The organism is Hoyosella altamirensis (assembly GCF_014191505.1).
In the GTDB taxonomy this organism is placed as follows: Bacteria; Actinomycetota; Actinomycetes; order Mycobacteriales; family Mycobacteriaceae; genus Hoyosella; species Hoyosella altamirensis.
This window is the reverse complement of record NZ_JACHWS010000003.1, coordinates 427,702-447,975: the sequence shown is the minus strand read 5'-3', so window position 1 is coordinate 447,975 and position 20,274 is coordinate 427,702. Positions and strand designations below refer to the sequence as shown.

12 protein-coding genes and 3 pseudogenes are annotated in these 20,274 nt (G+C 61.3%); 11 read left to right on the top strand and 4 right to left on the bottom strand.

What is annotated here, in order from left to right; all coding sequences use genetic code 11:
- Nucleotides 1-153 precede the first annotated feature (153 nt).
- Entirely contained in the window at nucleotides 154-1,674 is a 1,521-nt protein-coding gene (locus FHU29_RS16165; RefSeq protein ID WP_064439156.1) for a PucR family transcriptional regulator, read from the top strand.
- Here the strand turns inward: FHU29_RS16165 and FHU29_RS16160 are convergent, their stop codons facing one another.
- Nucleotides 1,675-4,740 (bottom strand): NAD-glutamate dehydrogenase domain-containing protein, encoded by a 3,066-nt coding sequence (locus FHU29_RS16160; protein ID WP_064439155.1) that lies wholly within the window; start codon nucleotides 4,738-4,740, stop codon nucleotides 1,675-1,677.
- A gap of 130 nt (nucleotides 4,741-4,870) precedes the next feature.
- Between FHU29_RS16160 and FHU29_RS16155 the strand changes: the two genes are divergently transcribed.
- The 3 genes from FHU29_RS16155 (at nucleotide 4,871) to FHU29_RS16145 (ending at nucleotide 9,104) form a co-directional block, all read left to right on the top strand.
- Nucleotides 4,871-5,062, top strand: coding sequence for a hypothetical protein (locus FHU29_RS16155; protein WP_064439154.1), 192 nt, complete (start codon nucleotides 4,871-4,873; stop codon nucleotides 5,060-5,062).
- A 239-nt stretch (nucleotides 5,063-5,301) separates the two neighbouring features.
- Entirely contained in the window at nucleotides 5,302-8,433 is a 3,132-nt protein-coding gene (ileS, locus tag FHU29_RS16150) for an isoleucine--tRNA ligase (RefSeq protein ID WP_064439153.1), read from the top strand.
- Nucleotides 8,434-8,606: 173 nt separating this feature from the next.
- Nucleotides 8,607-9,104, top strand: a complete 498-nt coding sequence (locus FHU29_RS16145; protein WP_083962157.1) for a WKL family lipoprotein — start codon at nucleotides 8,607-8,609, stop codon at nucleotides 9,102-9,104.
- A gap of 73 nt (nucleotides 9,105-9,177) precedes the next feature.
- Here the strand turns inward: FHU29_RS16145 and FHU29_RS16140 are convergent, their stop codons facing one another.
- The gene (locus FHU29_RS16140) at nucleotides 9,178-10,143 is read right to left on the bottom strand and encodes a hypothetical protein (protein ID WP_157094928.1); all 966 of its coding nucleotides are present in this window, start codon (nucleotides 10,141-10,143) and stop codon (nucleotides 9,178-9,180) included.
- 1,836 nt (nucleotides 10,144-11,979) lie between these two features.
- On the opposite strand from FHU29_RS16140, the pseudogene FHU29_RS16135 reads away from it, so the two are divergent.
- Nucleotides 11,980-12,387 (top strand): annotated as a pseudogene (locus FHU29_RS16135) (IS110 family transposase); the annotation flags it as partial.
- 56 nt (nucleotides 12,388-12,443) lie between these two features.
- Here FHU29_RS16135 and FHU29_RS16130 read toward each other — a convergent pair.
- Complete coding sequence (locus FHU29_RS16130) at nucleotides 12,444-13,676, bottom strand: IS256 family transposase (RefSeq protein WP_064442702.1); 1,233 nt, start codon at nucleotides 13,674-13,676, stop codon at nucleotides 12,444-12,446.
- A 161-nt stretch (nucleotides 13,677-13,837) separates the two neighbouring features.
- Here FHU29_RS16130 and FHU29_RS16125 point away from each other — a divergent pair, with 161 nt between their 5' ends.
- From FHU29_RS16125 to FHU29_RS16110, 4 genes and pseudogenes are all read left to right on the top strand, one after another.
- Nucleotides 13,838-14,182: a hypothetical protein gene (locus tag FHU29_RS16125; protein ID WP_221195076.1), complete on the top strand. Its 345-nt coding sequence runs from the start codon at nucleotides 13,838-13,840 to the stop codon at nucleotides 14,180-14,182.
- 1,376 nt (nucleotides 14,183-15,558) lie between these two features.
- Nucleotides 15,559-16,074, top strand: a complete 516-nt coding sequence (locus tag FHU29_RS16120; RefSeq protein ID WP_157095288.1) for an MTB12 C-terminal domain-containing protein — start codon at nucleotides 15,559-15,561, stop codon at nucleotides 16,072-16,074.
- 538 nt (nucleotides 16,075-16,612) lie between these two features.
- A complete protein-coding gene (locus FHU29_RS23355; protein ID WP_064441436.1) occupies nucleotides 16,613-17,308 on the top strand; it encodes a hypothetical protein in 696 nt (231 codons plus the stop codon).
- A gap of 12 nt (nucleotides 17,309-17,320) precedes the next feature.
- Nucleotides 17,321-17,482: pseudogene (locus FHU29_RS16110) on the top strand (IS256 family transposase); the annotation flags it as partial.
- Nucleotides 17,483-17,749: 267 nt separating this feature from the next.
- On the opposite strand, the pseudogene FHU29_RS23350 reads toward FHU29_RS16110, so the two are convergent.
- A pseudogene (locus tag FHU29_RS23350) lies at nucleotides 17,750-18,115 on the bottom strand (IS110 family transposase); the annotation flags it as partial.
- 651 nt (nucleotides 18,116-18,766) lie between these two features.
- Here FHU29_RS23350 and lspA point away from each other — a divergent pair.
- Entirely contained in the window at nucleotides 18,767-19,330 is a 564-nt protein-coding gene (gene lspA, locus FHU29_RS16105) for a signal peptidase II (RefSeq protein WP_064441437.1), read from the top strand.
- A gap of 29 nt (nucleotides 19,331-19,359) precedes the next feature.
- Entirely contained in the window at nucleotides 19,360-20,268 is a 909-nt protein-coding gene (locus tag FHU29_RS16100; RefSeq protein WP_064441550.1) for an RluA family pseudouridine synthase, read from the top strand.
- Nucleotides 20,269-20,274 lie beyond the last annotated feature (6 nt).

The following is a 20,274-nucleotide window of genomic DNA, read 5'->3' as shown; positions in this document are numbered from 1 at the left end:
GTAGTGAGAACTCATGCGCTGAACCCCAGTGTGGTCCCCTTCACAGGTGCGCGTACCCTGACAAAATGGTGCAATCGTGCTGGCCGTGATTGACAGGTTGTACATCCGTCGCGGCTGGGATGTGTGGTGTCGCTAGCTGAGTGAGGAGGAGCGATGGGCGTCCCAGTGAAATGGGTGCTAGCGCAGCCAGATCTTTCGCTTGAGCTCAAAGGCGGGGGAGCCGGCCTGACAAGGACGATCACCCTCGTGCTGACAACCGAACTCGAAGATCCATTCCGCTGGCTGTCGGGCGGGGAACTCATCCTCACAACGGGGATAACCATGCCACTGAGCACTGCCGACCGGGCTCACTACATTCGTAGGCTCGTTGAATGTGACGTTGCGGCATTGGGTTTCGGCACAGGGCTATCGCACCCCACTGTCCCCGCAGATCTGATCGACGCCGCGAATGAAGCGGGACTTCCGCTGCTCGAAGTGCCCCTTCCGACGCCCTTCGCCGCGATCCACAAAAAGGTGATGACACGGCTCGCCGAGCAGCAATACGAAGCGGTCCTCCGTGCATCCCGCGCGCAGCCACGAATGACGCGCGCTGTCATCCAGGGCGGGACGACGGCGACACTCCGGGAACTAGGTTCGGCGATCCGGGCGACGGTACTTCTCGTGGATAAGGCCGGCCGGGTGACTGACACGCAGCCGGCACCGGTCGATCGTGGCGCGGTGGAACAGGTGAGAGCGCTGATCGACGCCGGTACAGCTACCAGCCGCGTGTCGGTGCTCCCTAACGGTTCGTCTGTAGCAGTACAGACCATCGCGGTAGGCCAGGTGATTCACGGCTACCTGGCAGTGGTCAGTCCAGCGCCGCTGGGCAGCGCTGAACAGCTGCTTCTCGGCCACGCCAACTCGCTCTTGGCGCTGGATTTCGAGAAGCCAGTCCGCCTGCGCGCCACACAAAACAAACTGAACAGCGCAGCGCTCGGACAGGTGCTAGCCGACGCGACCGACAAGTCCGCTGCTTGGGCTCAGGTCCGCACCGCAGCCGACGACCGTGGCCTTATCCGGGTCCTCACCCTCGTTTCGGGAGATCCAGATGTCCTCGAACGGGCAACGCGGGCCGCCGAGGAACAACTACACGACGCAGGCCGGCCGTCCTTCACCTACCGGCACAACGATGAGCTGACAGTGCTGCTGAACGGTTCAGACGACGCTGCGTTCGCGCATTCCCTCCTCAAAGGACTGCGGTCGGATGAACTCAAATCAGTTCGTGCAGGGCTGAGTTCCGCGCTCCCCGTCGACCAGATCCGAGGCGCAGCCGGGAATGCAGCGCTCGCGGCTTCAGCCGCCGAATACGGCGGCGCGCCGCTGGAGTTCGCGCGCCTTACAGGTTACGCGCTTCTCGCGTTCCCTGAGGCCCGTCAGGTCCTCTCCGCGCTCGCGGACACTCTCATCACTCCGCTTGCCGAGTACGACAAACAGAACAGCACCGAACTGCTGCCATCGCTGCGGGCATTCCTCGAAGCGAACGGTCATTGGGAATCCGCGGCCGCGGTGCTGGGCGTCCATCGGCACACATTGCGCAACCGTATCGCGCGTGCCGAGGCGATACTGAACTGCGATCTGAGTGTGGCAAGGGTTCGCGCGGAACTCCTGCTCGGGCTGATCGTCCAGCAGTCATGATTAGTGGAATGCCGCACATGCCCCGAACGCCTTGAACGCCGCGGTGACCACGCACAATCGTGCTGGGGTCACGTGGCCGCTCGCTTTCAGTTCGCCGATGAGCGTGCTCACGCGTCCGGTCTGTGGTGTCTGTGCGATCCACCGGGTCACAAGGTCGTGCGCAGGTGCCTCGAGGTCTGAGGACGTCAGTAGTAACCGCCGAACAAGCTGGTGCCATTGGTGATTCAGTTCGGCAACTAGAATGGTATTCGCGAGCGCATCCCAATGGTCGGCCTCAGCGGGCGTGTTCTGTGCGACGTCCTGCGCCAGCCAGTCGAGCCCGACAGCCCGTCCCACTTCGGTGTAAGTTTGCGCGACAGCACCAATCGGGCGGCCCGTAGCACGTGCTGTGTCCGACAATGCGAAGCCATGTGCGAGCAAACGCAGCGTCGCCAGGTCTGGGTCCAAGAGTCCACGAAGCTGAGGCAACTCTGCTTTCAGCGCTTCTATGTGAGGCTTGTACTGAGTGATCAGATCACGCGCCGGCATATTCGGTGCGTGCTGCAACAACCACGCCGTAGCGGTTTCGATCAGTTCCTGAACGCTGGTGAGAAGCGTCATGCGCGTGTGCGGCGCCATGTCGAGCGTATCCAGACTTTGCCACACAGAATCGATGCTGTAGACGTCCCGGACCACCCAATAGGCCACTGCGATCTGGGGAGTTGTCGCACCGAACTGTTCCTCGAGGCGGCGCACGAGGCCAGGACCGACCCGGTTGATGATCTCACCCGCGACCACAACTGACTTGATCTCGCGAGCCAGCTGATGAGTGTGCAGGTATCCGGCCGCTGCCTTACGTATCAGCGGCGGGAAGTAGTCAGTGACCGTGTGCGTGAATATGGGATTGTCGAGGGCGGACGAGTCCGCGAGCTCCTGGCGCACGAGGTTTTTTGATTGCGCGAGGAGAACCGCGATCTCTGGCCGTACTAGTCCTGTACCCGCCACGTGCCGTGCCCGGAGTTCCGCGTCGGACGGCAGACCCTCGCCATCCCGGGTGATCCCCGCTGATACTTCGAGGTTCTCGATCAGTCGTTCGTGTCTGCTGACCAGGAACCGTGAATGTGCTTCCGCCAGGCTGAGGGCGAGTGTCTGCCTATCGGAGTCCGCCAGAACGGCGGCCGCGACGTCGTCGGCAGCGGCCGCTAGCAAACTGTTCCTTTCAACGGTAGTCATCGACCCCGCCGCTACGACCGCGTCGAGCGCAATCTTGATGTTGACTTCGCGGTCCGATGTCGCGACGCCCGCCGCGTTGTCAATGAAGTCGGCGTTGATCCTTCCGCCGCGCAGCGCGTATTCGACTCGTCCGCGCTGCGTGAAGCCGAGGTTTCCGCCTTCACCGACGGCGCGGCAAGCAAGTTCATCCGCGTCGACGCGGACGCTGTCGTTGACGGGGTCAGCTGCGACGCTGTGCCCCTCTGCGCTTGCCTTGACGTAGGTGCCGATACCGCCATTCCACAGCACGTCGACATGCGCTGTGAGGAGTGCCTTGATCAACTCGTCGGGGGAGAGCTGCTGGGCCGTCACGCCCAGCCGCGACCGTACTTCTGGGGTGAGCCGGATCGTTTTCGCTGAACGCGACCACACGCCTCCGCCGTCGGAGATAGCGGAGCGGCGGTAATCGTCCCAGCTACTGCGGGGGAGAGTCGCAAGCCGCTGACGCTCCTCGAACGATGCCTCGGGGTCAGGATTCGGATCAAGGAAGATGTGCCGGTGATCGAAGGCTCCGATCAACCTGATTTGCCGCGAGAGCAGCATTCCGTTTCCGAAAACATCACCGGACATGTCACCGATGCCGGCCACAGTGAAGGGATCGGTGTCGACGTCGAGTCCGAGTTCAGCGAGATGGCGCCGGACCGAGCACCACGCTCCGCGGGCCGTGATGCCCATGGCCTTGTGGTCGTACCCCACAGAGCCGCCCGAAGCGAACGCGTCACCCAGCCAGAAGCCACGTGAGGTCGCGATGCTATTCGCCAAGTCGGAGAACGTGGCAGTGCCCTTGTCCGCCGCCACCACGAGATACGGGTCGGGCCCGTCGTAGGTTCTCGTGTTCGCTGGCGGAACGACTTTCTGGTCGATGATGTTGTCGGTAACGTCGAGCAGCGCGCCAATGAAATCGCTGTAGGCCGCACGCACCCCGGGCGGTGTCGTCTCGCCCCGCACGACGAATGCACCTTTCGCGCCGTTCGGAACGATGAGTGAGTTCTTCACAACCTGGGTTTTGAGCAGGCCAAGAACCTCGGTGCGGAAGTCATCTTTGCGATCCGACCAGCGCAACCCACCGCGTGCGATCAGGCCACCGCGCACATGGCTGCCTTCGACTCGTGGCCCGTGAACGAAGACCTCCCGGAACGGTGTCACCGCTGTCTTTACCGTCAGCAGGGACGGGTCGACCTTAAAAGCGAGTGTTTGCGGCTGGGGTACTTGGAACCAGTTTGTCCGCAACGTCGCATCCAGGAATGAATGCAATGCGCGAAGCAGTCGATCCTCGTCCAGGGTTGAGGTCGTCGCGATGCTCGCGGTGACAATCTCGCTGAGCACTCGTGCGTCGCGTCCGGACTCAGGCTCGAAGCGGGCATGGAACAAGCCGATCCAGGAGCGCACGAAATCCGGATGCCGCACAAGGATCTCGACCGTATTCTTCTCGGCTAGTTTGAGTCCCGCCTGGCGCAGATACCGGCAGGCTGCACGGACCAGCGCAACAGATTGCCAGTCGATATGAGCTGTGCAGATCAGCCGTGCGTAAAGGTCGATCTCGAACTCGTCATTGGCTGCGGCAATGAGGGCGGCCGACAGCATGGCCGCGGTGCCCTCCTTCCACGCGAAATCAGGGGGACAAAAAGTAAATCGATGCCCTCCGCCTACAGATTCGTGCGAGGCGACCCGCAGTCCAAGGTCCGCGAACGTGGCAACGAGATCTGCCAGGAGCGGGGCGCTATCAGGCCACGAGAGGAACGCGACTGGTGCCTCGTCGCGGGTGGGGCTGGTGAAACTGAAAGTGGGTGCTGCCTGGTTCAGTGTCTGAGTCATGACGGATCTGCTTTCTCGTGCGCCGGTGCCATCAGTGTGTCTGTGTGAGACCAGCGCCACAGCTGCCGAAATGGAGCGCGGCGACCCGATAGGTACGCCAGTTTGAACGTTGCGGCGTTACCCTGGCAGCATGCTTGCTGCCGCCCTGGTCGCGACAATCGTGGGTTTTGCTTTCTTGGTCGCAGCGCTCCTCACCGGAAACCTCCTTTGGGCGTGGATATGCATCGGAATTTGCGTGGCCGGTATTGCAGGCCTCATCTTCGACGCGGTGCGGCCAGCCAGGGGGTCAGTGGAAGACGAGGATGCGTCCGGAACTCGTTAGCCCGCAGCGGTGCGCGTGCCGTATCATCGCAAACAAGCAGCGTTGATCCGGCCATCACCGGGGAGCCTTCGGAAGAACAGCACGCTACGGAGTGCCCAGTAGAACCGAACGGGCAGGCCCGTCACAGCCTAGAGATGAGCGGCGGTTCCTCGTGGATCGCAAGCGGGGTGGTACCGCGGTGAGAATTACTTCATCGTCCCCGTGCAGCAGGCGACAATCCGCAGCACGAGGAGTACCAGGTGTCAGGCACCGCTACCACAGGCAAGTATCCGCTCGTCAGCTTTCCCGGGGCAGATGAGCCTTCGCCACGTTTTCCCGACTTGGAAAAAGCTGTACTGAAGCAGTGGGACGCTGAGGGCACCTTCCGTGAGAGCATCACACGGCGTGCTGACGCACCTGAGTTTGTTTTCTACGATGGCCCACCGTTTGCCAACGGGCTGCCGCACTACGGTCACTTGCTCACGGGGTACGTGAAGGATCTCGTACCTAGGTTTCAGACCATGCGGGGCAAGAAGGTCGAGCGCCGCTTCGGCTGGGATTGCCACGGTTTGCCGGCCGAAGTGGAGGCCGAGAAGCAACTCGGCATCAACCACAAGTCGGAAATCGAAACGATGGGTGTCGCCGAGTTCAATGACGCGTGCCGTAGCTCGGTTCTCCGCTACACACACGAGTGGCAGGAGTACGTAACCCGCCAGGCCCGGTGGGTCGACTTCGACAATGACTACAAGACACTCGACACCGACTATATGGAGTCGGTGCTGTGGGCGTTTAAGACGCTCTGGGACAAGGGGCTTGTCTACGAGGGCTTCCGGGTTCTCTGGTACTGCTGGCGCTGTGAAACGCCGCTCTCAGCGACGGAAACCAAAATGGACGATGTCTATCGGATGCGGCAGGATCCCGCCGTCACCGTAGGCATGCGTCTCAAAGGTCAACTCGAAGGAACTCAAGCACTGGTCTGGACGACAACCCCGTGGACCCTGCCGTCGAACCTTGCGATGGCGATTCATCCTGAGGTTGAGTACGTCCAGGTGCTGGCGGAGAACGGCCAGAAGTTCCTGCTTGCTGAAGCTCGCCTGGGCCACTATGCCCGCGAACTCGGCAAAGAGCCGGAAGTCCTCGCACGTTACAGCGGTGCGGACCTCGTCGGCATGCAGTACACCCCGGTCTTCGATTTCTTCGAGGGGCGCGAAAACGCGCACCAGATCCTGGCCGCGGATTACGTGACCACCGGCGACGGAACAGGCATCGTTCACATCGCCCCCGCATTCGGTGAGGATGACAAGGTTGTCACCGATGCGGCCGGTATCGAGGCAGTGGTACCTGTGGACTCCCGTGGCGAGTTCACTTCGGAAGTTCCGCCGTACGCCGGTCAGCAGGTTTTCGACGCCAACAAGGCGATCATCGCTGACCTCAAGCAGGCCGGTGTGCTCCTGCGACACGAAACCTACGACCACCCGTACCCGCACTGCTGGCGCTGCAACAACCCGCTGATCCAGCGCGCTGTGTCGTCATGGTTCGTTGAGGTGACGGCGTTCCGCGACCGCATGGTCGAGTTGAACAAGCAGATCAACTGGGTGCCGGAACACATACGCGATGGTCAGTTCGGAAAATGGCTGGAGGGCGCACGGGACTGGTCGATCAGCCGTAACCGCTACTGGGGCAGCCCCATCCCGGTGTGGAAGTCGGACGACCCCGCCTATCCGCGAATCGACGTCTACGGCTCACTAGATGAACTTGAGCGTGACTTCGGAGTGCGCCCGGAAGACTTGCACAGGCCCTACATCGACGACCTCACACGGCCGAACCCCGACGACCCCACGGGTAAATCGGTGATGCGCCGTGTCCCTGAGGTCCTGGACTGCTGGTTCGAGTCCGGGTCGATGCCGTTCGCGCAGGTGCACTACCCATTCGAGAATCGGGAGTGGTTCGACAGCCATTACCCCGGTGACTTCATCGTCGAATACAACGGTCAGACGCGCGGCTGGTTCTACACCCTGCATGTCCTCGCGACGGCGCTGTTTGATTGCCCGTCGTTCCGCACCGTCATCGCGCACGGAATTGTTCTCGGTGACGACGGCCTGAAGATGAGCAAATCGAAGGGCAACTATCCAGACGTCAACGAGGTGTTCGAGCGGGACGGCTCAGATGCCATGCGCTGGTTCCTCATGGCGTCACCGGTGCTGCGCGGCGGCAACCTCATCGTTACTGAGCAAGGCATCAGGGAAGGCGTGCGCCAAGCGCTGCTCCCGATGTGGAACGCGTGGAGCTTCTTGCGGCTCTACGCAGACCGGCAAGGCACCTGGCGTACTGATTCCCGGCACGTTCTGGACCGATACATCCTGGCGAAACTGCGTGAATCGCGTGATGTCATTACTGAATCACTGGAGAACAACGACATCGCAACAGCCTGTGACACGTTGCGCCAGTTCAGCGATGCGCTGACGAACTGGTATGTGCGACGGTCCCGCAGTCGCTTCTGGGAAGGGCAGGACACACAGGCAGATGCATTCGACACGCTGCACACTGTGCTCGAAGTGACGTGCCGCCTTGCTGCGCCGCTGCTCCCGCTCATGACAGAGGTCATCTGGCGTGGGCTCACCGGCGGCCAGTCGGTACATTTCACCGATTGGCCTACGGCGGACGCCATCCCCGCTGATCCCGAACTGGTGGCGGCTATGGATGAAGCACGATCAGTGTGCTCAACGGTCCTCAGCCTGCGGAAGGCGCAGAAACTGCGTGTCCGCCTGCCGCTCGCATCGTTGACCATAGCGGCGTCCGACGCGGATCGGCTGAAGCCATTCACTGACATCATCGCTGATGAGGTGAACGTGAAGCATATAGATCTCACAACTGACGTCGACGTACATGGCCGGTTTGAGCTCGCTGTCAACGCGCGCGCCGCCGGGCCCCGGCTCGGCAAGGACGTGCAGACCGCGATCCGGGCGGTCAAATCAGGGGACTGGACCGCCAATGATGACGGGACGGTGACCGCCGCAGGAATCGTATTGCAGCCGGAAGAGTTCACGCAGCGACTGGTAGCCGCCGAGCCTGAATCTACCTCTGCGCTGCCCGGCGGCGCTGGCGTGGTCGTGCTTGACCTGACGATCACCGATGAACTCGAGGCGGAAGGCTGGGCGAAAGACCGAATCCGGGAGCTGCAGGAATTGCGCCGCACGCTCGGTCTCGACGTTTCGGACCGCATCCGCGTGCAGCTGCGTGTGTCTGCTGACAAGCTCGAGTGGGCGCAACGGCATGCAGGCCTCATGGCACGCGAGATTCTGGCGGTCGACTTCTCGGTCGACTCATCAGGTGACTCCACTCCTGTACATGATCTGGGCGGCGGCGTTTACGCGGACGTACAGGTCGCATAGGGTGTGTCGCCGCACACGAATTTAAGAAGTAATTGTGGATGCGGGGAGTATGCGCCACTGAAGGCCGGCGGGGTCGTACTATCTGTGGGCAGAGGCTGCCTGTGCCGGTGTGGCATCAGTCGTTCACATCGGTGTGATGACAAGCAAAGGACGTATCGTTGAAACTTCGGAACATGATCATCGCGGGCGTTGCCGCGCCCGCACTGGCTCTGTCTGCCTGTGGTTCGGACGAAAACGGTGAGGCAATGGACGATGGTGCCGGCACCACCGCGGCGCCGACCGCTGAGTGTGAGGTCCCGGCTGGTGATACGCCCACCGTCGAGGAGCTAACAGCCATTCTTGACGATGCACTCGATCCGTCGCTTCCCACTGAGGAGAAAGCCAGCCTCATCGAAGGTGGCGGCGACGATCCAGAACTATGGGCACAGCTCGCCGAGCAGGCCGCACAGAATCCGGACATCCAATATGAGATCCCGGACACGCCAGGCGCGGTCTTCCCGTTGAGCGAGTGTGAGGTGAGTGTGGGGCTCACACTGCAGATATCCCCTGATCAGACCCCAAATACTGGTCCGCTGATGTTTGTGGCTGAAGACGGCCAGTGGAAGCTGTCCCGCGAGGATGCGTGCAGCTTCGCAATCTCGTTTGGTCTCGAGACGGAACTCTGCCCGTAGATCATCCTCGATCACAGCACGCCGGAAGGTTCTCACCTCCCGGCGTGCTGTCGTTTGAGCGATGGTGTCTTAGCTACGGACTGTCCCATTCGGTCGCCATCGACGTGCGCTGACGCACCACGTAGCCGGTGTCCGGATCGGAGTACTGCTGCGTGCCGTACATCTCAAAGCCGCCTTCGATAGGGAGCGGGCGTTCCAGGTCCACCGTGAGTGACCCGGTCCCTTCGCCTGTGAATTCGTCCACCGCGACGCGTCCCTCACCAGGTACGTCGAGGTACGGAAGGCGCGGGCGCTGCTCGACAGCGAGATCGAGCAGAAGGGTGGTGCCGGACATTTCTCGCACCGTCACCGTTGTCCGTTGGACGATTTCCATCTGGCTCTCGATCGGCTGGTCGATCGTCCACTTTGCCCCCTCGCCTACAGGTTCTTGAGGGAATGCGATCATTCCGTACACGGCCTGGAAGAGGGCCTGTTCGACGGCGCTGCGCGCGATGTCATCGGACTCCGGGCTGGGGGAGATTCGCAGTTCGGACACGGAGCCGTCAGCGCGGATTGTCATGCCGGCACGACTGCCTTCAGCGGCAGCAAGCGCGGCGTTGACGACCCTGTCAGGGCTCTCCGGGCGGCCCAGGGTCAGCGCGACTGACAATTCACTCCCATCTGCCGCTTCGACCTCGGTGTCGAGCGGGAGGGTGACCGGTGGGAGACCGAAGTCGCTCTCAGGGTCGTCACCGAGTTGCTGAAACAGTTCGGAGCGAACGGTCACCACGGTCGAATGGGAATCCCCCTCGGAAAGGTCCGGGGCAAGTGTCTGGCGTGGTTCGGCGCCGGGCTCAACAAGACTGATTTCGAGCCCGGGTACAGGCACGGTGAACTCAGCAGGGGCATCGACCGTCTCGTCTGTCTCAGGCTGTAGTGGATCGGAACATGCGACAGTCAGCAATAGCGTGAGAATGGCTGCTACATGCAGCAAACCCTGCCTGAACGCTACGTCACGCCGTTTAGGTCGGTCGGCGGAGAATGGACCTCGAATCTTCACGCCAGTGAGAGTACTGCACTGCTCTGCAGTGCAGAGCAGCAATCCCGACGATGGCGGTGAACAGATTCGATTTCGATTCTGCACTCGATCAGCCGCGTCGCCATGTCCCCTGCGGACTTGGTCACTAAAAAAGACAATGTGGCACGACTGCTGACGAACTGCAATGCAGGTTTGTCGGAATAGCGACGCAGTTGTAAACTACACTCTGGTTACCAATGCGGTAGCGGCTGTTGCCAGCTATAGGTAGCTCCGAGAAATTCTGTAATTGAGCTCTGTAATTGAGCGGGGTGCCGCCGAAAAGACATCTACATATCGCGCTGAAGTCGTTCTTCACTTGCTCACTCGAAGCAAAAGTCCGCGATCGAACTTTCCCGGAGTGCGCCCGGCCCTGCTGAACGCCACTCAAATGTCCAACTATTTTGACTCTGCGAGGATCGCATGTCCGGCCTGATAGGTGGTCCACGCCATTCCTGCCACGGGTAACCACTGAGCTATGGGCTAACCGCTCAGTCCAGCGCCCTTGAGGTCTCCCGTCACTCAATTCTGCACTTGCTACTTCCTCGCAAGTGTCATTGTGCTGGTCGCGTGGACTATCACTGCCATGATATTTACGATAGCGATAGTGGGAACGACCGAACCGAATGGCCCGAGATACGAGTGCTTCACTCGCGGGACCATTGCGATTGCCGAATACTGGTGCAGGCGCGTTTTGCTTGCAATGTGGCATGTGCTCCTGCGCCAGTATTTGACCAGCGTTTGAGCCTAGGCTCTGTGGTCGGGGCTTAATTCGCGTTGCACCGGGCTTGCAACGCCGTTCCGCCTATCCGTAGTGGTGAAAGTACCACCGCTGGGTTGTGCTGCTCCACCGGCACACGGAAATAGGGTGCCCTCCCTGTAGGTGAATATGTCGTCCTGCTTCACAGAACGGGAGGGATCCGGATCCATTGAAATAGTAAGTGTGCGTCGGCCCCGGGTGGGCGGATGCTGCCGGGGCGGTAAAGGCGAGCCCCCCTGCGGCAACGAGTGCGGTCACTGCGACTCGCGTGAAGGTTCTTGTCATTGTTGAATCCCCTTTTGCTGTCGTGATCCAGTTTGCCACTACGGCATTAGAACGCTAGCAAGCACTATTAAACTGCGTCAAGCTTTACGTGTAAATAGATGGTTGAGAACTGTGGAGATTGCATAGGGAGACGAATTCATGGGGGTTTGGGGTTCTGGACAGCTGTAGTGCTGACCTTGGGTTTTGATAGATGAGGGCTGAGGCGATTGGTAGTCTGCAGTTTCCGCACGTGCGGCTTTTCGATACCGAATGCGTGTCCGATATGTTCAGACTGTCTAACTCTACGCAGCCGCGATGGCTGCGTGGCTGTGGGGACGCTCGCCTTGTGGAGGGCTAAGTTCGGTACAATTGCAGCTTGCGCAGGGCTGACTATGAGTCCGTCGACCTCCACTGGGCAATGGGCGGCCTTGGCGCCGGTCTAGCCTGCCGCTTTCATCGAAATTCGGGCTGATGGGGTGCCGTTAACGGAGAAAGGGCTTCTGAACTGGAAGGTATTGGTTGCTGAGGTCAATAGTCATCCAGTTCGAGGACACCTAATCAGTTGGGGAGTGAGCCATACGGCAAACTCCTGGTGGTAGCCGACCGGCGGGTGAGCACTCGTGTTCCTGGACTTCGAGTCCTGCTGAAAGACCGTGCCCCCGCCGGTAGGCCGGGAGAGTTAATTGCTGCTGGGATGTCGTGCCTCGCGATAGACGATGAGCACTGCTTGATTAGGTCGCTGATAGTTCTCCTGCAGGCTGCGAAGGTGGTGATCGGTATCGAGGACGGGGGAACCGTTGAGACTGTTCGTAGGTGATGACTGGGCCGAGGGCCACCACGATGTGGAGGTGATGGACAGCACCGGCCGCCGTCTGTCGCGGGCCCGTTTGGCCGAGGGTGTAGCGGGGATAGCGAAGCTGCACACGATCATCGGGGATCTGGTCGGCGATGCTTCCGACGAGGTCGAGGTGTTGGTCGGGATCGAAACCGATCGGGGCCCGTGGGTCCGTGCTTTGGTCGCCGCGGGATACACCGTGCTGGCCGTAAACCCGTTGCAGGCGGCCCGGTTCCGTGACCGACTGGGCGTGTCGGGAGCCAAGAGCGACCCCGGCGACGCGCACGTGCTGGCGGACATGGTCCGCACCCAAGCGCATGAGCTGCGGCCCGTTGCCGGGGGCTCCGCGCGCGCTGAGGCCATCAAGGTCGGGCCTGTCACGATTTCTGTGTAAGTTCTAGATGACTTACGTCCGTTTTTACGCTATCAGAATTTCAGTCTTCCCGGGAAGGTTCTCGCCAGTGTGTTGAGGGCGATTTTCCAGCCGGGTGTCGCAGTGCCGGACGTGCCGCCACGCCAGCTAGAGATGTTTCGTAATCCCAGGTAGAACAGCTTCATCGCGGCATCATTGTCCGGGAAATGCCCCCGGTTCTTCGTTATTTTCCGGAGCTGGAAATTGATCGATTCGATCATATTTGTCGTGTACACGACTTTTCTCAGCTCGGCTGGATAGTCGAGGAATGGAATGAATTCCTCCCACGCCAGTTCCCACACATCCACGGCGCCTGGGTATTTATCACCGAATTGTTTCCGGAATTCTTTCAGCGCGAGCTCGGCGCCCTCGAGGTTCGGGGCGGTGTAGATCCGCCGCATCGCTGCGGCGACCCTCTTGCGGTCATCGTGAGAGACGAACCGTATCGCATTGCGCAGGACATGCACGACACATGTCTGAACCGTGGTATCGGGGAACACCGAGCGGATCGCGTCGGGCAGCCCGGTCAGGCCGTCGCAGCAGGCGATGAGGATGTCACGCACGCCGCGGTTGCGCAGATCGGTGACGACTTTCTGCCAGAAGCGCGCCGCCTCGCTATCCGCGATCCAGCAGCCCAGGGCATGCTTGAACCCATCGGTGTCCACACCGATGGCCAGGTACGCCACCTTGGTGGACACGATGCCGTTGTCGCGGACTTTGATGCGGATCCCGTCGACGTACAGGATCGGGTACACCTCATCGAGCGGGCGGGACTGCCACTGCCGGATCTCGTCCTCGACCACGTCGGTGACCTTCGAGATCAGCTCCCGGGATGCGGAGACACCGTACACCTCCTTCAGGTGCGCCTCGATATCACGGGTGGTCATACCGCGCGAGTACAGCGACAGGATCATCTCCTCGATGCTGCCCGTCCGCCGCTTGCGTTTCGGCACGATCCTCGGCTCGAAACTGCCCTGACGGTCACGCGGCACCGAAATCTCAACGGGCCCATTATGTGTGGAAACAGTTTTCGTGTTTTTCCCATTCCGGGAATTACCCGTGCCGCGCCCGGCCGGGTCACCAGTCTCGTAACCAAGATGCTCAGTCATTTCCACATCCAGAACCCGCTCCAGCACCGCCCTGGTCATGTGATTCAGCAGGCCATCCACACCATCAAGCGGCGTCCCGGAAGATTTCGCCTCCTGAATAAGAGAATCAATCTTCTCCTCCGGCAAAACCTGCGCCAGCAGCCGCGCGGCACCCCCATCGCCCGCCAGCACCGGGGGCACCACCTTCTCACCAGCCGATATCTTCTCTGCCACAAGGTGTCCTTCCTGACCGGTCCTCACACCAGCCGATCTTGACCCACCCAGGACTTACACACTTGTCATGACACGCCCTCAAGGTCGTGGCCCGCACTCACAAGATGATGATCTGGGAACGGACTCGCCACACCCAGCGACTGCTGCGCGCGCTGGTCGACTATTTCCCCGCCGCGCTCGTCGCGTTCGACGACCTCGAGGCGAGTGACACTCTGGAGCTGCTGGCCAAAGCACCCACCCCGGCCCAGGCCGCGCGGCTGACGATCGCTCAGATCAGCGCGGCCTTGAAATGTGCGCGCCGCAGGAACATCGATCCTCTCGATCGCCGCACGCATCGCCCGTCACGCCCCAGCACACGGCTGAAACTCAGCAGGCACGCGCCCTGGGCCACCCAGCTAACGACCGCACTGACCCGGCTCCAGCCAGGATAACAAGCCCAACCCCACCTCAACGAGACACGAAAGGACCGAACCCGGGCCTGCGGAAACCGGCAGAGCGACTGCCCCGGCCGTCACGCATATCCGATAACCGGGCACCCCACACCAATCCAACAAGATCAGGCCGACCCGTCAACCAGACGAAAGATCGAGGCTAAGGCAGCCGGAAGGGCATGCTGACCAAGGAGCGCAATCGACAGACCGGCGCACGCCGCTTGCTTGTATCGACTGAATTGGGGCGGGACACGGGTTGTTGGCGATTTTTAGTGACCCCGATATCACCGCGTAACGTACCAGCTTTCGAAGTGCAATGCGCCACCGCCTTCGAATGCCTGTCTCGTTCCGCCTGTCGAGCAACTTTCGATCGTATTCGACAGCATCCTGCGCCCTACGTCCTACATCTTAGGAAGGATGCCGAACCTGACCGATTTGATACCCTCCCGAGATTCGGCTCCAGCACCAGTCTGGAGTCTGGTGTGCGGTCCAGTATCTCGGGACTCGAGCCTCCTTAGCATCGGGTCTGAGCGGGTCCCCAGCGCCCGATCGTTCGCGGTGGCGAGCCAATTCGAATGATGGATGAGGTGAAATCATCAGGCAAGCGGGCGGTCGGAGGCTTCACCCTCGCGCTAATCGCGCCAACCTTTTTGGGGGCCGTCACCAATGCAGGGACTCCCCGCTCAAACGGCTGCGCGCCTCCGCAGCCCGTGCAGCCAGCAGCCGAGGACGAGAGTCCGAGCCGCGCCACCCCCAGCCGCCATTGCGGTGCTGGCGGCGCGAGTTCCGACGTCTGAAAACCCGGAACAGGAGTGACGCTGCCCAGCTGAGGAGCCGTTGCGCTTCGCGCGCGGGCTCAGCCGCGGGTCGGCTGATCCGGGCGGTCGACATCGACGTCCCGTCGGCATTGCAGCTCACACTACGGGCACGGGCGATCAAAAGGCGCACCTGGGTGGTTGTGCCGATCGTCGCAGCGAAGCGCGCAGCGCATCTCGATGGCGCAAAACACGACGCGACTGGCGTCACCGTCAACATCGAAAAGCGCCCAGGTGCGCCGGGACCTGACGGTCATCGACGCCGAGTGGGCCAGGTTTACATGCTTGCAGTCCCGACCGGGCATAGGCGGATCTGGTCGGCGATACCGTACGCATGGGCCGATCGGCCTCGCGACTCGACGACCAGCGTATTCTCGCGCTATCCGTGCTCTTGTCACTCGGCGCGTTGAACGCGATCAAGCGCTGCTTCGAACTATGGTCTGACCGTGAAAAATTTTGGGTGTCCGGGTGGATTTTCTGGGAGCGGGTACTATGGGTGAGCGGAAGCGGCTGCTCGGCCAGCTACTTTTTGCACCGGCGGAATATACGAAGGATGTTCGGGTGGTGAATCATAGGGGGCCACTGACAGCGGTAGCGGTATTGACGCTTGCGGTTGGTGGGTGCGGGACTGATGACAGCCGTGAACCGAGGAGCATCGAATCGACTGGTGCGGTCGGCCAGGAGTCAGGCTGTGATACGCCCCAGGGGGCCGCTCCTACAGCTGAGGACCTCACCGCGATGATCGGAGACATCGTGGACGTGGGCTTGATGGCTGAGGAAAAGGACACTCTGGTCGAAGGTGAGGGAGGCGACGACCCAGAGCTTTGGACTCGCCTCGCGGAGGCTTCAGCCGCCAACCCGGATATACGATACGAGGTTTCGGCTGCGGACAACGCTGTCAAACAGCTGGATGAATGCACCCTCACGGCGGAATTCAGTCTGTATCTTTCCTCAGATCAAGCTCCGGGGAGCGGGTTGCTCACGTTCGTCGCCGAGGATGGTGTTTGGAAGCTTTCGCGCGAGGACGCATGTGGCATAGCGACATCATTCGGTATCGAAGCAGCGCTGTGCCCATAGGTGGGCAGTCATAGTGGCCGGGATGAGCAGTCCTAGTCAATGCAAAGGCAAAGGTACCCGCTGGGAGTGGGGCAACCAGCAGGTTGTCACCTGACGGCAGTGGTGCTCTCAGTCAACGCGTCCTTCGACCTGGAAGGGCGGGCATTTATACTGTCAGTATGGGTGAACGCCCGCCCGCACCTGTGTCTCTCCTCGCTGCTTCCCCATGCAGAGCCGCCCAAATTTTGTTGGCCGCGCACCGTAAGAGAGGAACCGACTAACTGGCGACCGGGTGTATTTCTTCGTGATCGTAGTGTTTGACCCCGTTCGCCCAGGGCATAGCAAAGTTGTGCGGAAGGTAGGAGCGAGCGGGGCCCATAGATAGGGGATGTCCCACTTGCCAACGGCGGCTGAATTCTGATCCTTTTTCGGCACGCGGGTTCTAGGGCGAATTCGAGTTGGCGTCGCGACACTTGATCATGTCGAGACTAGCTCTGCGGTGAAGGTCCGCAGATCGCTGCCCTTAGGGAAGTACGGGCGGAGCAATGGCCTGGCTCCGGTGACCCGCGCATCCGGGCGCACCCGGCAAGTCCGCTTCCGTTACGCCGCAAACCGGCGAATGCGGCACGCCATCGATTGGTGGATGTTCGTCGCCACCCGCGAGGACGACTGGTCCGGCGGAATCTACACACAAGCCCGCGCCGTCGGCCAAGGCCACCACCGCGCGCTCCGCGGCCTCGGCGCACGCTGGACCCGCATCCTGTGGCGCTGCTGGTACGACCACAGCACCTACAACCGGACCATTCACCACACCCACCGCAGCCTAGGAATATCATCTCTTCTGACCTGCAGGCCACCAGACCACCGGCCTGCAGTGCACCGCCACGCCCTCATCCCGACCGCCGATTTTGCGGCGAGGTTGACAGCGGGAGTCTGCATAATCCACCTTTTCTGCAGCTACACCTTCTTCAAGCGATGCCCGCACCGCATGGCCTGCGCCCGCTGCGACTTCTACATTCCCATAGAGTCCAGCAAAAGCCGACTCCTGCAGGCGAAATCGAACCTTCAGCGGATGCTCGTCAGCATCCCGCTCACCCACGATGAACAGGCAGCTGTCGAAGACGGTCAAGCCGCCCTCGAGCAGCTACTGCAACGCCTCGCCGACGTTCCGACCCCGGCCAGAACAACACGCCAACTGACCGCCACCCCGTTGCCGATCGTCACTGTCAACCATGGCCGACCAGCACAAACTTGACAATTCTGAGTCCACAGAACGACCGAGCAGGCCGCGTTGAAGTGTCTCTATCTTGTGACCCGTTCCCTGGACCCAACCGGAAGTTGGAAGGCACGCTGGGCAGTGAGGTGGAAGCCAGCGCTGAACGCGTTCGCGATCGCATTCGAAGGCCGCATCAACCCGAGCGGAAACTAACAACGCCAAGACCAGATCCACCCTTTATCGGACACTCCTGTCGTGCCGGCTGGGGGTCAGCATTCGCCTGCCGTCGACATTACTATGGGGTTGTCAAGCGGCAGCTTTGGTTGATCGGCGTTCGTAGAAGGTGCAGTGTTTGAGCATAGAGTGCAAGCTTCGACGCGGCGTCCAGGCAGATGAGGGCAGCATCGTGCTTCTCCCCGGCGGCACGCTTACGCTCCTGGTAGGCTTGGCTGGTTGGAGTCGGACAGTGCGGCGAATATGGCGGCGCAGCGCGTGCGGCATCGACCTGTCGACCTCGGTAATGATGTAGGCGTCGCGGGCGTCGGTCTTGGCGTTGCCGGGTGCAAGTCCGTGATTTGTCGCATCGCCAGGCCCGGTAGATAGGCGACATCCACGTCGGCGTCATGAGCGACCGCGACAGTCGCGCCCATTCGAGGGCGGTGTGGTCGACCACGACCAGCACTGGACCGCGCTTGGCAAGTTCGTCGTACAGGTGCCTCAGCGCGGCCTCGTCCTGAGGCAGCGCCTTGTCGTAGACCTGCTCACCTGCTGGGTCCAGTCCGTGGCGGGGTGCTCGACCTTACCGACGTCAAGACCGAGAAACTCCAGGTACTCGGTACTGCTTATCGATGCGCCCTTGTTCGTACGGCTCGTCGACGAGTCTGACGAAGGATGCCGACAGGCACGTTACGAAGCGACCAACGCAAAGACGCCCTGTCCTTATCAGCGGTCTATCCCGCCACCAGCACCGGCAACACCACGGATCATGCGTACGACTGCGGCAAGGGAGCCATACCGGTTCTGGCGACCAGGACCCCTTGAGTTGGGGTCCCGAAAGGTAACGGCGGCTGACCGCGTAATGGCTTCCCTCCACAGCGAGTGACGGAACTGCATGGTTAGTACCCGCGGTCTTGCCGGTGCACGGGTGTTAGTGAGGTTCCGCGTTTCAGATGGGCAACGGAATGCTCAGACGTGGATGGCGGCAGGGAGGCAATCTGGTCCCTTCCTAGCTCGGCGGCGGACAGGGCCCCACTTCTTTCGGAAACGGTAGCCGTCGCCAGTCGGTCAGAGGCTTCGGCGACAACCCAGAAGCTGCGGAATTGTCCCATTGCATCGAGCGCGATCGACGGGACAGGGCAGATGATGAGAAATTGCCACGAAACTTCACAGCAGCGAGCGTAATGCACACGCTGAGAGCAGCCCCGCTTACGTGCCTGCTGGTGCGCGTCACAGCGTCCACCCGTGAGAAGGACTCGTGGGATAAGGGATGATGTCTGTGTGAGTCACGACGAGACCCAACCTGAAATCGCACATCCGAAACGTTTGCGCCTCCTGTTTTCCGTGGCAGTGGTGGTGCTCGCCCTTGACCTTGTCACTAAGTCTGTGGCGGTTGCCCTCCTGGAGGGAAGGGAACCGGTGCGGCTCCTCGGAGGCGCGGTCTACCTCGTGCTATACCGCAACCCAGGTGCGGCGTTTTCGATGGCAACAGGGATGACGTGGCTGTTGACGATTGTTGCCATCACCGTCGTCGTCGTCATCATCAGGCTGAGCCGTAATCTCCGCTCGTTGCCGTGGGCGCTTGGACTTGGCTTTGTTCTCGGCGGTGCGTTAGGCAACCTCGTCGACCGGATGTTCCGGGCACCAGGCCCGATGCAAGGCCACGTGGTCGATTTCGTGTCCCTGCTGGCGCCAGACGGGAGCGTGTGGCCGGTATTCAACGTCGCCGATCCCGCGATCGTCGGTGGCGCCATCTTTCTCGTCGCACTGACATTTCTCGGATTCGACCCAGATGGGCAGCGTCATTCGAAGAAGGAGCAAGTCGACGAAGAGGGCAAGCGATGATGACACCGCAGTCTTTTACGGCCCGATCGATGCCGGTCCCGGATGGGCTCGAAGGGATGCGGGTCGATGCGGGACTCTCGCGGCTGCTCGGATTGTCGCGGACCGTAGTTGCGACACTCACGGACAACGGTTCCGTCCTCGTCGACGGCGCGGTCGCAGGGAAGTCAGATCGTCTGCATGCGGGAGCGTGGCTCGAGGTGGAACTCCCCGAGCCGAAGCGGGCACCTGAGAACCGGCCTGAGCCCGTCGAGGGGATGACGATCCTTTTCGCCGACAGCGACATTGTTGCGGTCGATAAGCCCGCTGGGGTCGCCGCGCACGCCAGTGTCGGCTGGACAGGACCGACAGTGCTCGGCGGTCTCGCCGCAGCAGGCTACCGGATTTCCACGTCCGGCCCGCCAGAGCGCCAGGGCATTGTTCACCGGCTCGATGTCGGGACCTCGGGAGTCATGCTCGTCGCAGTATCCGAACGTGCGTACAGCATCATGAAGCGCGCATTCAAGTACCGCAACGTCAAAAAGCAGTACCACACGCTGGTGCAAGGCCATCCTGATCCCAGTAGCGGCACGATCGAGGCTCCGATCGCGCGGCACGGCAGCAATGACTGGAAGTTCGCGGTCCGGGCCGACGGCAAACACAGCGTCACCCATTACGACACGATCGAAGCTTTCCAGGCGGCAAGTCTTCTCAGCGTTGACCTCGAGACCGGCCGGACCCATCAGATCCGCGTTCATTTCTCTGCTCTCAAGCACCCGTGTTGCGGCGATCTGACGTACGGTGCCGACCCCCGCCTCGCTGAGCGTCTGGGACTGCAACGTCAGTGGCTGCACGCCTGCTCGCTAGGGTTTGCGCATCCTGCGGATGGCCGCTGGGTCGAGATCACCAGTGAATATCCAGCAGATCTGCAACACGCACTCGACGTCCTCAATGCGCACTAACGGAAT